Here is a 22554-nt window from a genome sequence, read left to right as displayed (position 1 = left end):
GGACTAGTTGACAAGCTCAAGAATGAATTTATATCGCTCTGGGTGTTGAATAATTTAAAAAAATAGTTTTAACATAAAAACTGATACTAATTTTACGTAAAGTTGCGTTTCTTTCACGGTTTCAGCATTACAAATTTCTATGAATAAATATTTTATTTTATATATCGCTTGCCTTTTCGGGATTTTCATACTGGGTTGTTCTCAATACAGTAGCTCTCCGTTGAGCGTAGGCTTTCATAATGTTAATGCTAAGTATAATGCATTGTTCCAAGCAAAAATAAAATTCAAAGAAGCTGAATCATTAATTTTTGATGCTCGTCAAGATAATTACTCACAACTGTTACCAATACTTCTTCCGATAGACTCTCTGTCAGCTCAAACTGTTAACGAACAATTAGCTGCTGTTATTAAAAAAGCCTCTTTGGTTGCCGAGCGTCATCAAAACTCAAAATGGTTAGATGATGCCTATGTGATGATAGGACAAGCCCGACTTTTGAAAGAAGATTATAAAAATGCTATCGAAACTTTCAAGTTTGTCAACACAAGTGCTACTAGCGATGATGCCCGAGATGCAGCCCTCATTGGTTTGATGCGTGCTTATACAGAACAAGGCGAATATCAAACTGCGCTTAGAGTAGCAGAAATCCTTCGGACAGAACCATTGAATAAAGAAAACACGGTAGGTTTTTACCTAACAAAAGCATATCTCCATCAATTAAAGCAAGAATACAAAACATCTGTCGCTATTCTTGAAGAGGCGTTGCCGTTCATGCCTAAAAACGAAGAAAAAGCCAGATTGTTTTTTGTTGCAGGACAATTGTATGAATTAGTAAATAATCCACAACTAGCGGCTCAGCAATATGCTAGTGTTAGTAAAAACAGACCATCTTATAACTTGGATTTTTATGCCAAGCTCAACAAGTCTTTGGCATTAGGACAAACCGATAGTTTTCAAAAACTGTTGAAAGACCCTAAAAACAAAGATTTGCAAGACAAGATTTATGAAGCCATGGCAACTGCTGAAATTAGGAAGGGGAATACACAATCTGGCTTAAGATTCTTGCAATCATCAGCAAGAACGAACCAGAATCCTCAGCAATTAGCGTTTACCTATCTAAGGCTTGCTGATTCTTATTACAACCAAATGGGAGATTATGAAATGGCATCTGCTTATTACGACAGCACGGCGATATCACTTCCTCAGCAGGACCCACAATATAAACGGGTTATTGATAGGCAACGTTCTTTAGCTGATTTTGTCATGCAAACAAGAATCATCAGAACGGAAGACTCTCTACAACGTTTAGCTAAAATGAATCCTGCTCAATTAGATAAGGTTTTAGAGAAGGTATATTTAGACCAACAAGCGAAAGAAGAGAGTCAGAAAAGAGCTACGGAGATAGCCAATAAAAGTAAGCAGTTACAAAATAAAAATGTAGTCAATACCTTCAACGACCCTAATAAACCAATGTGGTACTTCAATAATCCACTTGCTATGAGCCAAGGCAAAACGGCCTTTATAGCACGTTGGGGGAATAGGGTTTTGGAAGATAATTGGCGAAGAAGTACCAAAGACAATGTCCTTTCTTTTAATAGTGGTAATGCTTTGAGTAATCAAAATGTTAGTAATACCTTAGGTACAAACGTCGCAGACTTAAATGGAAATAATACAGGCAATGATGTGATGAAAACGGCTATTGAGACACTAAAGGCTAAAATTCCATTTTCACCAGAAGCACTGCTGGCTTCAAGAAAAAGACAAGAAGAAGCCACTTTTGCCTTAGGAAAAGTATATAAGCTCAATTTGAACGAACCTAAAAATGCTACGATTACTTTTGAGAAATTCTTAAAGGATTTTCCTACTTCTAGTCATGAAGCAGAGGTATTGTATCTATTATGTTTATTAAACGAAGATAATGCGGGAGTATATGCTTTTTATAAAAATCAGTTGATGAGTAAATATGCTGACTCTTATTTCTCAAGATTATTGATACGTAGCCAAAATGAAAGTTTAAGTACAGGCAAAGAGTCGGAAGTGCAAAAACTGTATGCAGAAGCTTATAATTATTATGTACAAAATAATTTCACAAATGCTATGAGCATTGTTGAAAAGGGATTAAAGGAATATCCGAACAGTCAGATAGAAGATAAAATGGTGTTTTTGAAAGCTGTTCTTTTCGCTAAAACACAAGATACGAAGACCTATCAAACAGCTTTAGAAAACTTCATTTCAGATTACCCTAAAAGTCAATTAATTTCTTTAGCCAAAGAAAGACTAGCAGCGGTGGGAGCGAAATGAGTTGTGAGTTGTGAGTTGTGAGTTGTGAGTTGTGAGTTGTGAGTTGTGAGTTGTGAGTTGTGAGTTGTGAGTTGTGAGTTGTGAGTTGTGAGTTGTGAGTTGTGAGTTGTGATAAGGAAGTTCATTCATGCTAAATGAGTTCCCCAAAAATCATTTTATTTTAACTTTTTCGAAAAATCACTAACTCACAACTCAATCATTCACAACTAAAGAAAATCACTAAATCACAACTCAATCACTATCTACCCCACTCTCGGGCTGCGTTTAAATTCTTTTGTTCTATCAAATAGGTAACGATAAGTAATGTATTCTTTATCTCTGGTTGTTCCTAGTTGTGAAACAAAACGATTCATTTTAGGATTAAAATCGCCTACCCAATTCATATCAATCGTTTCATACTGATAATGCGGATTATCTCTACCCGCCTGACGGAAACGTAAAGCTATGGCAGACTCAACTCCTTTGCCTTGATAGTCGGGCACTACGCCAAAAATTACGCCACATGTACGGGTAATCACTCCACGCATTAGCAAAAGCATAAACTTCGCTTTTTCCCATACGCCAAACTTTCCATTAAGGTGTTTTACAATCTGATTGATATCTGGAATCACGATAAAGAAAGCAATCGGACGCTCGCCAGCATAAGCAAACCATGTCAGTTCCTCGTCGATAATAGGCTTCATTTGTTTTACAAGGTTGCTCGCTTGCTCCTCCGTCATGGCTTTTACCCCTGGGAATTTTGCCCAGCCTTCATTAAAGATTGTCCTGAAATCTTCTCCATATTTTGCTAGTTTACTTTTTTCAATATGGCGGAAAGTATACTCAGGGTTTTCATAAATACGCCTAGCTTTTTCCTCTACCGTTGGAGCAACCGTAGCCGCACGAATTGGCGTGACATATACATATTGTTGGAAATAGTCTTTAAAACCATATTTCTCGAAAAACTGAATATAATAAGCCTTCGTCCAAGGCATTTTATAAGTAGGCTCAAATTGCCATCCTTTGGTCATCAATCCCCAAAAAGAATCTCTTTCTCCAAAATTGATTGGGCCATCCATTGCCTCCATGCCTTTGCCAGCCAGCCAATTTTTACACGCATCAAACAATAAAAAAGCGGCAGATTCATCTTCAATACATTCAAAAAAGCCCATTCCTCCCGTAGGTTGTTCTTCTTTATTAGCAGTCTCCTGATTAATAAAAGCAGCTACTCTACCGATGGTTTTACCTGCGGCATCCTGCAAAATCCATCTGATGGCTTCACCATGCTTAAAATATTTATTTTTCTCAGGATTAAAGGTATTTTCAATGTCTTGGTCGAGCGGACGAATCCAATTTTTATCATACTCATACAAGCGAACGGGTAATAAAAGAAATTCTTGTTGGAGATGTTTATGATTAGCTACTTCTAAAATGGTCATTGTTGTTCAGTTGAATTATTTTTTTTCAAAGATAGAGGATTTTGTTATGAGATTTGCGTTATAAAATAAGACGCTATTCGCTTTCGAAAATATTAACTAGCAAATGAGAATTACTACATTAATATTTTTATCCTACAGCAGTTTACAAGGAGAGCTTTTATTGATATTGAACTCTTGATGAAATTCTTTACTTTTACAACAAAAAACATCATTCCCAATGTCAAAATTTAATTATCCAGTTAGCGATCCTTTCGAAGCAAGAGCCGTAACTGAGCCTACTTTTGAAGAAGATATTTTTGCCAGCAATCTCTATGTCGATCTCGATAAAGTACGTGGTAATGAATACCTTAACGACATAAAATTTGATTTAGGAATTGGAGAAGATGGTTCTTTTCATTTGACAAAAGAATACGTTAAACTTATATTTTCGGGCCATATTGGTTCTGGCAAAACGATTGAACTTAAACGTTTGCACCAAGAACTTAATCAACCAAGTCAGTATTTTTCAGTCTTTATCAGTATTGAAGAAGAATTAGAGATTTCGAGATTTGAGCCAGAAGACTTTTACGTTTTACTCATTACAAAACTGATTACGCAACTTCAAGAAAATGGGATTAGTCGAAATACGGAATCGCTCAAAGAGTTAGCGAAAATGTTTTTTAGTGATGTAGAAGTTAAAAAAGAAATTAGCGAAAGTATCAAAGATGAAATTGGCGTAAGCATAGACGCAAGCATTGGATTTCTTGATTTTTTTAAAATTGGAGGTTCTTTAAAAAACCTTTTGGCAGGAGAGACAAAAACGGCTAAGGTAGTTCGTGAAGTAACTCGCAAAAACTTATTGCATCTGACTCAGTTACTTAACGATTATCTTTCAGATATTAGAACTGATATACAAAGGGAAGGCTTGGGACAAGATATTCTATTTATTATAGATGGGTCTGAAAAAATCATGTTTGAGAAATACGAAACTCTTTTTGTTAAAGATGCCAACGTACTGATAGGCATTAACGCAAATATGATTATGAGTGTACGAATAGATGCTTTTTATCAGATAGAAAAATCACCTGTTCGCTTTACAAGTCAATATGTAGTCCCAATGATTCGTACTAGCAATCCTCAAAATTGTGATGCACTTTGCGAAATCATTACGAAACGTATTGATTTTGATACTTTTTTTGAAGATAGAGATGCACTTAATCGATGTATTTATTATTCAGGGGGATGTATTAGGCAGTTGTTTAGAATCGTAAATGTTGCTATTCGTAAAACTAGAGGAAAGAAAAAAATCGATGTGACCATTGTAGAGGAAGTTGTTGATGAAATAGGAAATACTATGCGTGAGAGTATTAATAAGAGCTATATCGAAATATTAAAAAAGGGAGACTTTGAACCTGCAGAAGCTAAAGTCAAAGAAATGTTATATGGATTACTTTTACTTAAATACAATGGTATAAAGTCAATTAAAATAAATCCTATCCTTGAAAAATACCTGAGAAATGCCAACGAACTTTCAGCTTGAGAAAGCCTATAATGATAATTTACTTGAAGAAATACAGTTTACATTACAAGACCGTAAAGAACCGACCATTGTAATGATAAGCGTACCAGATTATGATTTACAAGCAAGGATTTCATCAAGCCTCAAAGAAAGACTTTCTCAATACCAATTTTATGATATAGACCTTACTCCCTTTCACGTTATCTCTTTACATCAAATTCTTCAAGAAAAATTGCCCAAATCTATCATTGATTCTGAACGCATAAGTTATTGCGTCAATGTTTTTGGTTTAGAAAATAGCCGACTAAGCTCTAAAGATGGACAAATCGTTGATTCAGGTATGATTGCTCAACTGAATTTTGAAAGAGAAATTATTTTCCGAAAGCCCAACTATCTTACCATTCTGTGGGGTGACCATGATTTTTTTATCCAACTACAACGCAAAGCTCCAGACCTTTGGAGCTGGGTAACTAATTTCTTCGTCTTTAAACAAGACGAAACATATCAAGAAAAAGCTCTTAGTCCAGCACCCAATAATATTCCTGCTAAACTACCCATCCGTGAAGAATATATCAAAAGTTTAAAAGATAAATTAGAGCACTTACCTCTTAATGACTCTGATAAAGGAAGAGCCATGCGAGAAAGACTGAATCTTTATAGTCTTTTAGCGGATGAATATGCTAAATACTTTGACTACGAAAATGCTAAAAAATATTATGAAAACGCTATTGGAATTGCTGAAAGATTAAAAATTACTGGCGATAGTTTTAACAAACTACTTTATGATTATGCTACTTTAAATTTCAGTTTTCGACATTTTAGAATAGCAATTCAACTTTATAATAAAGTTTTTGCAAAACTATATCAAGAAAACAATTGGAATAATTTGGGATATATATATCATCAAATTGGAATGGTCTATCAAGAACAACGAAACTGGGATAAAGCTTTAGAAAATTATCTAAAAGCTATTCACTGGAATGAAAAAACTGGGCAAGAACATCAATTAGGAAGTATTCACCATAGTATTGGGATTGTTTATGAGGAACAAAGAAATTGGGATAAAGCTTTAGAAAATTACCAAAATGCAATTGATTGGAAAGAAAAAACTGGACAAAAACATCAATTAGGAACTACTCATCATAATATTGGGATGGTTTATCAACAGCAAAGAAATTGGGATAAAGCCTTAGAGAATTACCAAAACGCAATTGATTGGAAAGAAAATACTGGACAAGAACATAAATTAGGAATTTCTTATCATCAAATAGGAATTGTATATGAAGAACAAAGAAATTGGGATAAAGCTTTAGAAAATTACCAAAATGCAATTGACAGATATAAAAATACTGGACAACAACATGAATTAGGAGGAACTTATCACCAAATTGGAATGGTTTATCAAATACAAAAAAAATGGGATGAAGCTTTAAAAAATTATCAAAAAGCTATTAAGTGGAAAGAAAATACTGGGCAAAAACATCAATCAAGTAAAACTTATCATCAAATAGGACGAGTATATGAAGAACAAAGAGTTTGGGATAAAGCTTTAGAAAATTATCAAAAAGCTATTGAATGTAATGAAAAAACTAAACAGGAACATCAATTAGGGCTTACTTATCATCAAATAGGAAAAGTTTATGAGGAACAGGAAAATGAGACACTTGCTTTAGAAAATTTTGAAAAGGGATTGTCGTTAATGCCTGTATATTTTAAAGAAGAAAAAGAAATTATAAAAGAATCTATCCAGACAGTCAAAAACAAGTTGTCAGAGAAGTCTTAATGCATTTTGAACTCAAAAGCCTCTCAATCCATTATACTTTTATTAGTTTTGTAAAAGAAATCAATTTAGTCCACAAGAATAATCAAACTGAATGCAACCCCTAAAGATATACAATACCCTCAGCCGAGAAAAAGAACTTTTTACGCCCATCAACGCTCCACATGTGGGAATGTATGTTTGTGGACCAACTGTATATAATTACGTTCACCTTGGAAATGTTCGTACGTTCTTAACTTTCGATATTCTCAATCGTTATCTCACTCATATTGGCTATAAAGTGCGTTATGTAAGAAACATTACTGACGTTGGCCATTTAGTGGGCGATGGAGATGAGGGGGAGGACAAAATTGGTAAAATGGCGAAGCTTGAAAAGCTTGAGCCGATGGAAATTGTACAACGTTATACCAACGATTTCCATAAGGTACTCCTACAATTTAACTTATTGCCACCTAGTATCGAGCCATCTGCTACAGGGCATATCGTAGAGCAAATAGAAACTACTAAATCTTTAATCGACAAAGGTTTGGCTTATGAATCGCAAGGTTCAGTATATTTTGATATTGCTCGCTATAATGCTGAAGGTGGTAATTATGGTAAACTTTCGGGAAGAGTATTAGATGATTTATTAACGGAAACGCGTGATTTAGATGGCGTTGGCGAAAAGCGTAATCCACTGGATTTTGCCCTTTGGAAAAAAGCAGCACCTGAACATTTAATGCGTTGGACTTCCCCTTGGGGCGATGGTTTTCCAGGGTGGCACTTGGAATGTACTTGTATGAGTACTAAATATTTAGGTGATACGTTCGATATTCATGGTGGCGGAATGGATTTAAAATTCCCACATCACGAGTGCGAAATTGCCCAAGCCAAAGGAGCTAATGGTGTTGAGCCTGTTCGTTATTGGATGCACTCTAATATGCTTACGGTGAACGGACAAAAAATGTCTAAATCACTTGGTAACTCGTTTTTACCTAGCGAATTGATGGCAGGTTCGCATCCATTATTAGACCAAGCCTATAGTCCAATGACGGTTCGTTTCTTTATGTTGCAATCGCAATATAGAAGTACGCTTGATTTTTCAAATGAAGCCCTAAAGGCAGCTCAGAAAGGGTATAAGCGTTTAATTAATGGTTTAAGAATTATAAAAAATATCGAATATTTGGCTGATGATTCAATCGCAGTTGATGAAAAACACGTATTAGAAATAGAGAAAGGCATTCAAGCTTGTTACGATGGTTTGAATGACGATTTAAATACAGCAGTTGCCATTGCGGGTTTATTTAATTTGGTAAAGAAAATAAACCAAGTTTACATGGGACAACTACAAACAGCACAGTTAGGAGAACAAGTTTTTACTTCCTTAAAAGAAAGCTTTATTGCTATTATTGAAAATGTACTTGGTCTTATTGAAGAGCCTAACGAAAACATAGAGGCTTTTGCCAAAGGAATGCTTTCGTTATACCGTGAATACAAAGAGGCAAAACAATACGATAAGGTAGACGAAATAAGGGGTTACTTTAAAGCAAATGGGCTCGTTATCAAGGACATGAAAACTAAAATTGATTGGGCATACGAGGAATAGTCGTAAACTTAATTTCGCTTAATCTATAAACAATAAAAATGAGAACTCCGGGTTTAACGCCTATTGTTAGGGCATTGATGGCTATCAACATCATCGTATTTGGTGTTGAATATTTTGGTCATAAAGAGATGATTGTGTCGGTAATGGGGCTTCATTACTTTACTTCTGAGAAGTTTTTACCCTTCCAGTTTTTAACATCTATTTTTGTTCATGCCGACCTTCGACATCTTTTTAATAATATGCTCGGATTGTTTTTCTTAGGGCCGATGTTGGAAATGTATTGGGGAGAGAAACGTTTTTTAACGTTCTTTTTAGTAACAGGAATGGGGTCTGGCTTGTTATATATGGGGTTAAAATATTATGATTATTCAACACTTGAAGCTGCCACAAGGGCGTATATTGAGCACCCAGACTTAAATCAGTTCAGTAAATTTCTGTATCAGTATTTCCCAGACGGAATACCTCATAATGCTTATGCACTAATTGAAGGTAATCCAAACAATATTACCGTACAGAATTCTGTTCTAATTGCACAAGAATGCTTGAGATCTGTGTTGGATACTCCGCTAATTGGAGCATCTGGTGCGGTGTTTGGGGTAATGGCTGGCTTTGCTTTGCTTTTCCCTAATACAGAACTTATGCTTTTTTTACTTCCAATCCCAATAAAAGCAAAATATTTTGTAGCTTTATATGGACTATACGAGCTATATGCGGGGCTCAATAAAATGCCTGGTGATAATGTGGCACATTTTGCCCACATTGGTGGAATGGTTTTTGCCTTTATACTGATTAAAACATGGGGTAAAAACAGAAACTCCTTCTATTAAAAGTACTAACTTTTTGTTTTTCAATCTGTTATATTGAAACATTGATAATTTTTGAGTAATATTAAAGTTTATAAAGGAATATAAAAATGAGTGGGATTTTAGATGACTTTAAAGATGCTTTTTCCAAGCGAAATAATGGTTTAATCCAGCTGATATGGCTGAATGTAGCTGTATATGTGGTGATGTTGTTGGTATTGATAAGTCTTACAATTTTCTTCAAAAAAGCAGAATTGTTCGACAATGCGTTGTCATACCTGAGCCTCACGCCGTCTTTAGGTACTTTTTTGTACCGTCCATGGACGATTCTGACGTACTCATTTTTCCATTCTGTCAATCCCATTGCCCATCTATTGCCTAATATGCTAATGCTTTACTGGTTTGGAGCAATTATTCAGGAATTTTTGGGTAGCCGTAGGCTAATCAATTTATACATTTTGGGGGCTATCTTCGGAGGTATTTTTGCATTGCTTACCTTCAATTTTATTCCTTACTACCAAACAGCAATCAATACAACCATTATTGGGGCATCGGGCAGTGTCATGGCAATTATGTTTGCTGCCGCTACGCTTGCACCTGACTATACGTTTTTCTTGTTTTTGATTGGTCCTGTTAAAATAAAATACATTGCTTTCTTCTTCTTTTTAATTTCATTGGCTGGAACCATTGGCATCAACGCTGGCGGAGGTATTGTGCATTTGGGTGGAGCTTTGTTGGGTTATTTATATGTAAAACAATTGCAGGCAGGCAACGATTGGGGAACACCTATAGATGCCACGGTAGATTTTTTCAAAAGAATTGTCAATCGTACCGAAAAGCCTAAAATCAAAGTGGCTTATCGCCAAAAAGAGACATCTTATAATAGTTCAAGTGTAGGTGTGGGCGTTGGCTATCCAGATGAAGATGAGGTAGATGCAATTCTAGATAAAATCTCGCGTTCTGGCTACGAAAGTCTGACAAAAGAAGAAAAACAAAAGCTTTTTAAAGCTTCACAGAAGTAAAATTATAACCATTTTCGTTAAAAAGGTCAAGTAGAAAATCTGCTTGACTTTTTTAATTGATACTAAGCTTCAAATATTTCCGTAAATTTGTTAGCTTGTTGCTAAGTTTCACCTTAGATTCTTTCTATATTTAACTATCAGTCAAACATTTTAAGGATAAACAGGGTTATCTACTTACAATTTTCACTCGAAAAAACCGATGCAAATTATACCCGGAAAAATATTAGCCCAGATTAACACTCCCGAAGATTTGAGGAGACGTAATCGCTCAGAATTGTTACAAATTTGTGACGAACTACGTCAGTACATTATTGATGATGTATCGGTGTATGGCGGACATTTTGGGGCTTCACTTGGTGTGGTTGAGTTATCAGTAGCACTTCACTATGTCTTTAATACCCCTAACGACCAACTAATATGGGATGTAGGACATCAAGCTTATGGGCATAAAATTCTGACGGGTCGTAGAGATAATTTTCATACCAATCGCCTATACGGTGGAATATCGGGTTTCCCGAAACGCAAAGAAAGTAAATATGATGCCTTTGGTGTAGGACACTCTTCTACTTCTATTTCAGCAGCCTTGGGGATGTCTGTTGCTTCTAATTATAAAGGAGAAACAGACCGCCAGCACATTGCCGTAATTGGGGATGGCTCAATGACGGCTGGGATGGCTTTTGAAGCGATGAATCATGCGGGTGATATTCCGAATAATATTATCATTATTCTGAATGATAACTGCATGGCGATTGACCCTAACGTGGGGGCTTTAAAAGAATATTTAACAGACATTACTACTTCGCATACTTATAACAGAGTAAAAGACGAAGTGTGGAACCTGTTAGGCAAGATGTCAAAATTTGGCAAATCTGCTCAGGATATTGTTTCTAAAATAGAAAACGGACTGAAAGCTACTTTGTTGAAACAAAGTAATTTATTTGAGTCTTTGAATTTAAGATATTTTGGTCCTATTGATGGGCATGATGTAGAATATATGGTAACGGTACTGAATGATTTGAAAAACATTCCTGGCCCTAAAATATTACATTGCATTACCACAAAAGGGAAAGGCTATGCCTTGGCTGAAAAAGACCAAACGCTATGGCATGCCCCTGGGAAATTTGATAAAATTACTGGCGAAATCAAGAAGAAGTATTATTCTACGCCACAGCCACCAAAATATCAAGATGTTTTTGGGCATACGATTGTAGAATTAGCAGAGAAAAATCCGAAAATTATGGGTGTAACACCTGCAATGCCTTCGGGAAGCTCGCTGAATTTGATGATGAAAGTAATGCCAAACCGTGCTTTTGATGTAGGAATTGCCGAACAACATGCCGTTACTTTCTCGGCAGGGATGGCATCCCAAGGTCTTACGGTTTTCTGCAATATCTATTCAACGTTTATGCAACGTGCTTATGACCAAGTGATTCACGACATAGCTATTCAGGAACTACCCGTTATTTTCTGTCTAGACCGTGCTGGTTTTGCTGGTGCCGACGGCCCAACGCATCATGGTGCTTATGATATTGCTTATATGCGTTGTATTCCGAACATGATAGTTTTTGCTCCGATGAATGAAAAAGAATTGAGAGACATCATGTTTACCGTTTCTGATGATGAGTTTAAACAACTGAAAAGCTGTATTTCTATCCGTTACCCACGTGGCGAAGGGATGATGCCAGTGTGGAAAACTGACTTTGAAAAAATTGAAATCGGTACAGGACGCAAAATAAAAGATGGAGAAAAAGTAGCCATCCTTACGCTAGGTCATATTGGTAATTATGCTGTACAAGCTTGTGAAGTATTAGAGAACGAAGGAATCAATCCCGCACATTATGATATGCGTTTTGTAAAACCTTTGGATGAAGTAATGCTGCACGAGATTTTCCAAAACTTCGATAAAGTCATCACCGTTGAAGATGGTTGTATACAAGGTGGTTTTGGTACAGCAGTTGCTGAATTTATGCTAGATAATAACTATTCGGCACAAATAAAGCGATTGGGTATTCCAGACAGGGTTGTAGAACATGGCGAACAATTAGAGTTACACCATGAATGTGGCTTTGATCCTGAGGGAATTGCTGAGGCAGTCAGAGCTATTCTAGGCACTGAAAAAAATGCTCCCAAGACAGATAATATTAAGATAGTTTTAAATTAAGCTATTGAAAGGTAAATCTAAAGGCGAATTAATTTCGCCTTTTTTTATTTTCCCCTTAATTACCTACATTTGTTGTATGAAACAATTTACAGCCATATTGCTAAGTTTTGTCATCTTTATAGGGAGTTTGTTCCCAAAAGCTGATGCTTTGCAGTTAGCCAAAGTTGGAGAATTGGTAAAACATTACAATCAACACAAAAATAGTTGGAATGAAAATATTAGCTTCCTAGAGTTTTTAGCCATGCATTATTCTGCTACGTCTAAACACTTCAAAACAGCGAAACATTCTCATTCAAATTTACCAAACCTAAATTCACATAACACCACAACGCTATGTGAACCTACGTTCAATAAAAAAATTGTCCTCCCCTTTGTTGCTATCTTCAAAGTTTTTTCTGAACCAAATTTCGTTTGGAAAAATTTCTATCGTTTCTCTATAGTGCAGACACTATTCAACCCTCCTCGATTCTAATATCCCTTCTAGGCAAAATACGCTTTGTCATTTCTTATCATTCTTTCCTCACGAAGGTGCCTTCGTGAAAATACCTTTATTTACAATAATGAGCTATCCTCTTGATAGGGCTACAATTTTTTGTATCCTACCATTTGGGCTATTCTTCTTGACATACATACAATGATAGATTCAATCATTCGATTCAGCATATACAATAAGCTGACAATCGGCTTATTGGTATTGGCATTGGTGACGTGGGGTGGTATTTCCTTAACCCAACTGACCATTGATGCCCTGCCAGATATTACTTCAAATCAGGTACAAGTAATCACGCAATCACCCGCTTTACCAGCGTCTGAAGTAGAAAAATTCATTACTTACCCACTCGAAATCTCTTTAAGAACTGTTCCTAATACCAAAGGAATTCGTTCTGTTTCCAGAATGGGCTTATCGGTAATTACTGTTGTTTTTGATGATGATGTCCCTACTGAAATAACGAGGCAACAAGTTTCTGAAAAGCTGAGGGAAGCCGAACCCAATTTAATTCCTGGGGCTGGTCGCCCAGAGATGGCTCCTATTACCACTGGTCTTGGCGAATTTTATCAATATACTCTAGTAGTCGACCCCAAATTTAAAGATAAATATTCGTTGTCCGATTTACGAACAATACAAGACTGGGTAGTTAAAAGACAGCTATTGGGCATAAAGGGTGTCGTTGAAGTAAGTTCTTTCGGGGGGCATTTAAAACAATATGAAGTTGCCATTAATCCCGAAAAACTACGAGCAATGAACCTGAGTATTGCAGAAGTATTTCAGGCCTTACAAGATAATAATGCTAATTCGGGCGGTAGTTATATCGAAAAAGGAACCGATGCCTACTTTATTCGTTCAGAAGGACGCATAAATAGCTTACAAGACATCGACAATGTTGTCATCACTACCCGTGCAGGCATTCCCATATTGATTAGTGATGTGGCCAAAGTTCAGTTCGGTCATGCAGTTCGTTATGGTGCTATGACACGTAATGGTGAAGGCGAAGCTGTCGGTGCAGTAATGCTTTTATTAAAAGGAGAATCCGCTGAAAAAGTAGTCGTTCAAGTTAAAAAACGCATAGAGGAAATTCAGAAAACACTACCCGAAGGTGTCAAAGTAGAAGCCTTTCTGGATAGAAGTAAGCTTATCGACAACTCTATTAATACTGTTCAGAAAAACTTAATCGAAGGTGGTTTAATCGTCGTCTTTATTTTGGTATTACTGTTGGGTAATCTTAGAGCAGGCTTGGTAGTAGCATCTGTAATACCCCTCTGTTTGCTTTTTTCTTTCGCCATGATGAAACTCTTCGGTGTTTCGGCCAACTTAATGTCACTCGGAGCGATTGATTTTGGTTTGATTGTAGACGGAGCCGTTATCATTGTAGAAGCCGTTGTCCACAGGCTACATACTCGTACAATTCCTGCCAGTCATGATGGCAAAGCCTATGTCTTGAGCCAACAAGAAATGAACGAGTCTGTGTATGACTCAGCAGTAACCATCAGAAAATCTGCCGCTTTTGGTGAAATCATTATATTGATTGTTTATTTCCCGATTCTTGCTCTTACGGGCGTGGAAGGCAAAATGTTCCGTCCGATGGCCGAAACTGTAAGTTTTGCGATTGTCGGTGCATTGATTTTATCGTTGACGTATGTGCCTATGATGTCGTCTTTGTGTTTAAGCAAAAAGATTGACCATTCAGAGACCATTGCGGATAAAATTATTAATTTCTTATATAAATACTATCAACCCATCATCACTTGGGCATTGAATAAAAAATTGATTATTTTAAGTACTTCGCTAGCGTTTTTCGTAGCAAGTTTATTACTCTTTGGCACGCTCGGTGGTGAATTTATCCCTGAATTAAACGAAGGAGATTTTGCGGTAGAAACGATATTGCATAGCAATGCTTCTTTGTCACAAAGTATCAAATCGAATAATGATGCCCAAAAGCTTTTACTTCGTGAATTTCCTGACGAAATAGACCAAATAGTTTCTAGAATTGGTTCATCTGAAATCCCTACTGACCCAATGGGTATTAATTCTTGCGATTTAATCATTGTTTTGAAAGATCCTAAAGCATGGAAAAAGGCTGAAACGATGGACGAACTTGGCGAAAAAATGGAGGAATTATTAAAAGATATTCCAGGGGTAAATTTTGAATTTACGCAACCTATTCAAATGCGTTTTAATGAATTGATTGCAGGGGTAAAGTCGGATGTAGCCATTAAAATTTTTGGAGAAGACCTTGATGTTTTATTTGTAAAAGCCCAAGAGATAGCACAAAAAATACATAAAGTGAATGGTATTGCTAATTTAAAAGTACAACAAATAGCTGGTGTGCCACAAATGGTGGTGACTTACGACCGCCAAAAGATTGCACAATACGGCTTAAAAATTAGTAACCTCAATACGCTATTAAAATCAGCTTTTGCGGGCGAGGAAGCAGGTGTAGTCTATGAAGGTGAAAAACGTTTTGGATTAGTGATTCGTCTCGATTCTTCGTATCGAAAAGATATCCAGAATATCAAAGATTTATACTTGGATTTACCCAATGGCTCAAAAATTCCGTTCTCAGAAGTTGCCAATATTCAATACAAAGATGCCCCTGCTGAAATCACCAGAGATAATGCTCGCCGTAGAATTTCAATCGGAATCAGCGTTCGGAATCGTGATGTAGAAAGTTTAGTAGCCGAGGTACAAAGCATTATTGACAAGCAAGTAAAACTACCAATTGGCTACACTATTGAATATGGAGGTACTTTTGAAAACCTCCAAGCAGCCAAAAGTCGTTTGTTTATTGCTGTCCCCGTAGCCCTTTTCTTGATTTTTGCACTTTTATACTTCACCTTCAATTCGTTGGTTGAAGCCCTCATTGTTTTCGTTGCCATTCCTCTTTCGGCCATTGGCGGTATTTTATCGCTTTGGGTTCGAGATATGCCATTTTCAGTGTCGGCAGGTATTGGTTTTATCGCTCTTTTTGGGGTAGCCGTATTGAATGGTATCGTACTGATTTCATACTTCAAAATTCTTGAAAAAGAAGGTATAAAAGACATCAAAGAACGGATTTTAGAAGGAACCAAAACACGTTTCAGGCCCGTAATGATGACGGCAGCAGTGGCTTCTATGGGCTTTTTACCAATGGCACTCAGCCATTCCCCAGGTGCAGAAGTACAAAGGCCTTTGGCGACTGTAGTAATTGGAGGTTTGATTACAGCAACTATTCTGACTTTGGTAGTACTCCCTGTGATTTATAGTTTGGTTTTTAATAGAAACCCTAAAACACCCAAAAACATAGCCACTGTTATCGTACTATTATTGATAAGTACTACCACTTTTGCACAAAACAATACACCACAGTCATTACAGATGTGTATTGATAAGGCTGTTCAGCAAAACCAAAACTTAAAGATTTCGAACCTAGAAATTAGAGGAAATCAGACATTGGTAAAAACTGCTCGCGAATTGCCTAAAACAAGTTTTGATGCGCAGTACGGTCGTACACAAGTGTTTGATGGTAATGATGTCACTTTTTCAGTAGGACAAGCCTTTGCTTTGCCGAGTTTATATAAAGCCCAAGAAAACGTGCTAAAAGGCAATGTTTTAACGGCTGAAAAGCGGGCTAGATTAACTAAAACACAGTTGATTGGTGAAGTAAAAAGTATTTACTTCCAAATTTTATATACCCACCAATCAATCAAACTGTTACAGCAACAAGACAGCCTTTATCAAAGTGCATTCAAAGCTGCCTCAGTGCGCTATAAAACTGGTGAAACGGATTTGTTAGAAAAAGTATCCTCAGAAACACGGTTAAGGGAAATACAAAATCGTATTCAGCAGGCACAAGCTGATGAGCAAAACCTGTACCAAACACTGCAATTTTTGATGAATACTCGTGAAAACTTCGTGATTGATTATAGCATTGATACGCAAAAAACACTTTTAGTGAGTGATGCGCAGTTGGCTTCAAATCCTTTCTTAGAAATCATCAAACAACAAAGCGAAGTAAGCAAACTGCAAACCAATTTGGAACAACAACGTTTGAAACCAGATGTAAGAGTAGCATTGACCAACCAAACTATTGAAAAACATTTCAATCAAAATTATGTACAAGTGGGCATTAATGTACCGATTTTCACGAAGGCACAACAAGCAAGAATCAGTGCTTCTAAAATCAATGAAGAGGTAATTAATCAGCAATATCAGTATGCTGAAAATCAACTACAAAGTCAGCTAAATTCCTTGAAAATTCAATTCGACAAAACTGATAAGTCTTTGAATTATTATAAAAATTCAGCAATTCCCCAAGCCGATTTAATAGCCAAAACGGCTGCTAAAAGCTATCAGGCTGGTGAGATAGAATATGTAGAATTTGTGCAGAATATCACACAAGCTTGGCAAATCAAAGAAAGGCACTTAGCTGAATTGCAAAACTTTAACCAAATTATTATCAACATCGAAACATTAATCGGAAATGAATAATTCTCAAAAATATCATATAAATATCCTTCAAAAATGTATTGTAGTGGCTTTCGTTTTTGTAATAGCCTTAGCTTGTTCTAAACCAAAAGCGACAGAAGAAAAAGAGGATAAGGATGAAAAAACAGACATCGTCACCTTATCTGCTGAGCAAGTAAAAAACGCTCATTTAGTAGTTGGGGCTTTTGATAAAACCACTATTTCGGATGAAGTAAAAGCCAATGGTGTAGTAGATGTACCCCCTATGAATATGGCGTCAGTCAGTATTCCTATTAGTGGTTATGTAAAAAGCACTAATATTCTTCCGGGTTCGGCTATTAAAAAGGGCGGTGTTTTAGCAACTATTTATAGCATGGATTATATCCAATTGCAACAAGATTATTTACAGGCTGTAAGTCGCCTAAAATTCTTAGAGCAGGAATTAGACCGCCAGAATGTTTTGAGTAGGGAAGACGTTGGTGCTAAAAAGAAATTACAACAAGCTGATTCGGAGGTATCTTCTATGAAAGCACAAGCCAAAGCCTTAGAGTTAAAACTTGAATTGATAGGATGTTCGATAGAAAAATTAAAAAAAGGACAAATTACATCTTCTGTTAATATTACTTCACCCATCGAAGGTTATATCAAAACTGCCAATGTATCTATCGGGAAGAATGTTGCTCCGACGGATGTATTATTTGAAATCGTGGGCAATGCCCATAAGCATATAGAGCTAAAAGCTTTTGAAAACGACATCAATAAAATAAAGGTTGGACAAAAAATAGTGATTGAAAGTCCTAAGTTTGCTGAAAAGCCAATGATGGCTACTGTGTTTTTGGTAGGAAAAAATGTAGATGCTGACACTAAAACTATTAATATCCACGGACATATTGATAATGAAGCAATGGAAGATAAACTGACTGTGGGGCAATATGTTAATACGAAAATTTTTACGGGTAAAAGAATTGTAAATACATTACCTGAAACAGCTGTAGTGCTGCATGACAATGGGGGCTACATTTTTATCCAAATAAAAGAAAATACTTTTAAGCAAGTTGCAGTAAAAATTAGAACAGTCGAAAACGGAAACATAGAAGTGATACTCGATAAAAACATTGAAAATCAACAAATTGTAAAACAAGGGGTATCAATTTTACAAGCTATGCTTACTGGTACAGAACATGGCGAGCATTAATTAAATTTTATTAGATGCAACCCTTTAAGGCTTAATCCTGTATTTATAATCGTTGTACAGAAGAAACTATTTCTCAATTAAACGTTATAAATTATGGATGTCACAAAAGAAAAAATTAATCGCCTTACTTTTCTAAAACAATTAGGATTATCTGGAGCCAGTTTAATGGCAGTGTACTGTGGTGTAACGATGACCTCCTGTACCAATGAAGGAGATATAGCAGGACCACTACCTACTGGCGGAATAACCTTTGATTTATCGGTAACTGCTAATGTAACCTTACTAACAAAGGGAGGATACATTGTTGATAGAACCAATAATATCGTTGTGGCTTATACTAATGTAGGTACTTACGTTGCTGTAACGTTGATTTGTAGCCATGAAGGGCAGAAGAAAATTACCTATGCTACTGATAAATTCTACTGTACTGAACACGGAGCTACTTATGATAATAATGGCAAAGGAACTAATAGTTATGGGAGTGGTGGCTTAAGAACTTATACTGTTACACAAAGCGGTACAATTTTAACAGTAAGTTAGCGAGACGCTACACCCAAAAATTACGTATGTCTTTAATGACAGTAAACTACGAAATGGCTTTATGAATTATTGAAAGCCATTTCGTTTAAAAATCTTAGACTTATGAAAAAATATCTATTAGTATTCAGTTGCCTATTGAGTTTCCAAAGCTTTTGTCAGGACGATCTCATGGATATGCTTGACAAGCAAAATGAAACAAAAACTGAATATACTACCGCAACTTTTAAAGCTACGCGCTTAATCAATGGACAGACCATTGAAACGGTTAATAAGAAGCACCTTAATTTCTGGATTTCGCATAGATTCGGGGCAGTCAATTCAGGGTTTATTGATAATTTCTTTGGACTAGATGAAGCAAAAATCAGATTGGGCTTAGAATATGGTTTAACCGATAACCTAACGGTTGGTGTAGGTAGAAGTTCGCAAGAAAAAACTTACGACTATTACTTAAAATACAAAGCTATTCGCCAGTCGACTAATGTGCCTGTTACTGTTACAGGGTATGTGAGCGGAGCAGCCAATACGATGATTACAGGTTATACCCTTGAATCTGGCTCAACATTGAAGTTTAATGATAACCTTGAACGTCAGACCTATTGCGGACAAATCCTGATTGCTCGTAAATTCAGTGAGAAACTTTCGTTACAAGTCATGCCTACTATTATTCATTTCAATAAAACGGAGGTTACAGACATGAAAAGTGAGGTGTTATCATTAGGTTTTGGGGGAAGATACAAACTTTCTAAAAGGCTAAGCTTAAATGCGGAATATTACCTTACCGACCATGGCACTAGCAGTGTTTCTAGCAAATACCACAATTCTTTAGCCATTGGTTTTGACATTGAAACAGGCGGACACGTTTTCCAGTTGCATTTCACGAATTCAAAAGGAATGATTGAGCGTCATTTTATTGCTCAGACCATTGGACAGTGGAGTAATGCTGATATTTTTTATGGATTCAATATTTCTAGAACATTTAGTTTTGATGGAAAGTCAAACAAAAAAAAGAATTAATATGAAAAACCACTTCCTTACTTTTATTGGTGCTTTGTTGATAAGTCAAGCGAGCTACGCACAGTTATTCTATACGCAAACAGGCAAAACCAGCTTTTTTTCTAAAACGCCCTTAGAGGATATTTCAGCAGTAAATAGTGCTGTTTCGTCTATTTTGAACACGACTACCAACGATATTGCTGTGAGAATGAACATTAATCAATTCAAATTTCCGAACAGATTAATGGAAGAACACTTTAATGAAAACTATTTAGAATCTGAGAAATTTCCTGCAGCAACATTCAAAGGGAAAATCGCTGAAAAAATAGATTTCACGAAAGAGGGTTCTTATGATGTTACTGTAAAAGGAGTCATGATGATTCATGGAGTAACGCGCGAGAAAGCCATTACTGGAAAACTAATCATTGGTAATGAAGGTATAGTCATAGAATCTAATTTTGAAATTGCCTTAGTTGACTACAAAATAGATGTTCCTAAATTAGTATGGGAAAAAATTGCAGAGAAAATATCCGTAAAGAACAATTTTACCCTGATAAAAAAGTAAGACACTTTGCAAAATGAAGCTTTTGAACCAGCTTTTGGATTAAGAATAATACGATGTTCTTAATCCAAAAGCTGGTTTTTTTATCGTTAAAAATTATCAAATATCATTTTCAATAAATACCGTTAACCGCTATTGATTAATCAAGCTAATCCTTCTTATTTTTAAAGCTATATTACCCTTCTTATCCTTTGTTCATTTCCGAACAAAAAGTGTATCATTTCCGAACACTTTTCAATAAAAATACAATACAATATACTAATTATCAGTAGTTTACATTTTTGGCATTATCTTCTCAATAAATTGTTCAAACAGAATGGTTAAATGATGAAACACATCTAATCTTATTAATTAATTTCAATACAATGGATAGAGTAATCGAAAAAAACAAATGGTCGGCAAAACGCATTCTTCCTTGGGTGGGGGGCGTGGCAATAGTTGGCCTGATTGCAGCAAGTTATTTCAATACCACAGGTAAAAGCAAATTGAATGTGGATGAAGGCAAAATTATGATTTCGGAAGTAAGCAAAGGAAGCTTCCAAGAGATTATTCCTATCAATGGTATTGTTTTACCTATTCAAACTATCTATTTGGATGCTAGTGAAGGCGGTAGAGTGGAAGAGCTTTTTGTGGAAGATGGTGCTATCGTAAAAAAAGATCAGCCTTTATTAAAATTATCTAACACCGACCTTGAGCTAGACCTTGCCAATCGTGAAACTTCTGTTTTTCAATTGATTACTCAAATGCAGTACACTCAAAACTTAGCGCGTGAAAACACCATTCGTCAACAAGCTAACTTAGCAGACATTGACAATGCATTGTTAGAAGCCAAAAGAGTGTATGATTTGAACAATCGTTTACATAAAGAAAAAGTAATTTCTGAACAAGATTATAAATCATCTCTAAACCTTTATAACTATAATGTTCGCCGTAAATCATTGATTGAAAAAACGTTGAAGCAAGATTCAATCACAACGGCAACTCAGCTAACACAAATGAAAGAGACGGTGGCTCGTACGCAAGAAACGTTGAAGTTGATGCGTAAGAAAGCCTCTGATTTAATAGTAAAATCTCCTGTGGCTGGTCAGCTTACTTCAAGAAATGCAGAGGTCGGCGAAAACAAAGTACGTGGTGTAAGGTTAGGACAAATCGATGTATTGAGCGGCTTTAAAGTGCGTGCTGATATTGACGAACACTATATTTCAAGAGTATTCATTGGTTTAACGGGCGAGTTTACCATTTCAGACAAAACGTATAAGCTACGCGTTAAGAAAGTTTATTCACAAGTAACGAATGGACGTTTCCAAGTAGATATGGAATTTATAGGAACACCACCAAGCGATATACGTCGTGGACAAACTTTACAAGTACGTTTATCTTTAAGTGACCAAACTCAGGCTGTGTTATTAGCAAAAGGTGGGTTCTATCAACAAACTGGTGGAAACTGGATTTTCAAAGTAGGTGAAAACGGAGAAAAAGCTTATAAAGTAGATATTCAATTGGGTCGTCAAAACCCTGAATACTATGAAGTTTTGGAAGGCTTAAAACCAGGTGATAAAGTAGTAACGTCTAGTTATGAAAACTATGGGGATATGCAGGAATTGGTTATAAAAAAAGAGAGTAAGCAGTAAGCTCTGGGCTGTGAGCTATAAGCCATGAGTTTTGAGCTTTGAGTTAGATAGATTTTAGATTTTCATATATGTTATTATTTATGAAATCTTAAAAGTTAAAGCTCAAAGCTCACTTCTCAAAGCTA

Annotated in this window: 15 protein-coding genes; 14 read left to right on the top strand and 1 reads right to left on the bottom strand. The window is 36.1% G+C overall.

What is annotated here, in order from left to right; genetic code table 11:
- The first annotated feature begins 139 nt into the window (after positions 1-139).
- Positions 140-2299 (top strand): type IX secretion system periplasmic lipoprotein PorW/SprE, encoded by a 2160-nt coding sequence (porW, locus tag AC1RNE_RS13915; protein WP_492801573.1) that lies wholly within the window; start codon positions 140-142, stop codon positions 2297-2299.
- A gap of 242 nt (positions 2300-2541) precedes the next feature.
- Here the strand turns inward: porW and AC1RNE_RS13910 are convergent, their stop codons facing one another.
- Positions 2542-3717, bottom strand: a complete 1176-nt coding sequence (locus AC1RNE_RS13910; protein ID WP_492801571.1) for a hypothetical protein — start codon at positions 3715-3717, stop codon at positions 2542-2544.
- Between the two features lie 217 nt (positions 3718-3934).
- Between AC1RNE_RS13910 and AC1RNE_RS13905 the strand changes: the two genes are divergently transcribed.
- The 13 genes from AC1RNE_RS13905 to AC1RNE_RS13845 all read left to right on the top strand — a co-directional run bounded on the left by AC1RNE_RS13905 (position 3935) and on the right by AC1RNE_RS13845 (position 22429).
- Entirely contained in the window at positions 3935-5236 is a 1302-nt protein-coding gene (locus AC1RNE_RS13905; RefSeq protein ID WP_492801569.1) for a hypothetical protein, read from the top strand.
- Positions 5214-6998: a tetratricopeptide repeat protein gene (locus tag AC1RNE_RS13900; protein WP_492801568.1), complete on the top strand. Its 1785-nt coding sequence runs from the start codon at positions 5214-5216 to the stop codon at positions 6996-6998. Before AC1RNE_RS13905 ends, AC1RNE_RS13900 begins: the two co-directional genes overlap by 23 nt.
- Before the next feature lie 91 nt (positions 6999-7089).
- Positions 7090-8580 carry a cysteine--tRNA ligase gene (gene cysS, locus AC1RNE_RS13895; protein ID WP_492801566.1) on the top strand — a complete coding sequence of 497 codons (1491 nt, stop codon included), beginning with the start codon at positions 7090-7092 and terminating at the stop codon, positions 8578-8580.
- 38 nt (positions 8581-8618) lie between these two features.
- The gene (locus tag AC1RNE_RS13890; RefSeq protein WP_492801564.1) at positions 8619-9407 is read left to right on the top strand and encodes a rhomboid family intramembrane serine protease; all 789 of its coding nucleotides are present in this window, start codon (positions 8619-8621) and stop codon (positions 9405-9407) included.
- A gap of 86 nt (positions 9408-9493) precedes the next feature.
- Entirely contained in the window at positions 9494-10405 is a 912-nt protein-coding gene (locus tag AC1RNE_RS13885) for a rhomboid family intramembrane serine protease (RefSeq protein ID WP_492801562.1), read from the top strand.
- A 199-nt stretch (positions 10406-10604) separates the two neighbouring features.
- Positions 10605-12566, top strand: a complete 1962-nt coding sequence (gene dxs, locus AC1RNE_RS13880; protein ID WP_492801560.1) for a 1-deoxy-D-xylulose-5-phosphate synthase — start codon at positions 10605-10607, stop codon at positions 12564-12566.
- 76 nt (positions 12567-12642) lie between these two features.
- Positions 12643-13038, top strand: coding sequence for a hypothetical protein (locus tag AC1RNE_RS13875; RefSeq protein WP_492801559.1), 396 nt, complete (start codon positions 12643-12645; stop codon positions 13036-13038).
- A 162-nt stretch (positions 13039-13200) separates the two neighbouring features.
- Positions 13201-17532, top strand: coding sequence for a CusA/CzcA family heavy metal efflux RND transporter (locus AC1RNE_RS13870; RefSeq protein ID WP_492801557.1), 4332 nt, complete (start codon positions 13201-13203; stop codon positions 17530-17532).
- A complete protein-coding gene (locus AC1RNE_RS13865) occupies positions 17525-18703 on the top strand; it encodes an efflux RND transporter periplasmic adaptor subunit (protein WP_492801555.1) in 1179 nt (392 codons plus the stop codon). The genes AC1RNE_RS13870 and AC1RNE_RS13865 overlap by 8 nt, the downstream gene beginning before the upstream one ends.
- Before the next feature lie 93 nt (positions 18704-18796).
- On the top strand, positions 18797-19243 hold the full coding sequence (locus tag AC1RNE_RS13860; protein WP_492801554.1) for a Rieske 2Fe-2S domain-containing protein: 447 nt from the start codon (positions 18797-18799) through the stop codon (positions 19241-19243).
- 102 nt (positions 19244-19345) lie between these two features.
- Positions 19346-20257, top strand: coding sequence for a DUF5777 family beta-barrel protein (locus tag AC1RNE_RS13855; RefSeq protein WP_492801552.1), 912 nt, complete (start codon positions 19346-19348; stop codon positions 20255-20257).
- 1 nt (position 20258) lies between these two features.
- Positions 20259-20801 carry a YceI family protein gene (locus AC1RNE_RS13850; protein WP_492801550.1) on the top strand — a complete coding sequence of 181 codons (543 nt, stop codon included), beginning with the start codon at positions 20259-20261 and terminating at the stop codon, positions 20799-20801.
- 362 nt (positions 20802-21163) lie between these two features.
- The gene (locus AC1RNE_RS13845) at positions 21164-22429 is read left to right on the top strand and encodes an efflux RND transporter periplasmic adaptor subunit (RefSeq protein ID WP_492801548.1); all 1266 of its coding nucleotides are present in this window, start codon (positions 21164-21166) and stop codon (positions 22427-22429) included.
- Positions 22430-22554: the final 125 nt, after the last annotated feature.

The sequence above is a fragment of the Arcicella sp. GW822-FHT02H01 genome, from assembly GCF_058802005.1.
This window is presented reverse-complemented; position numbering and strand designations above follow the sequence as displayed.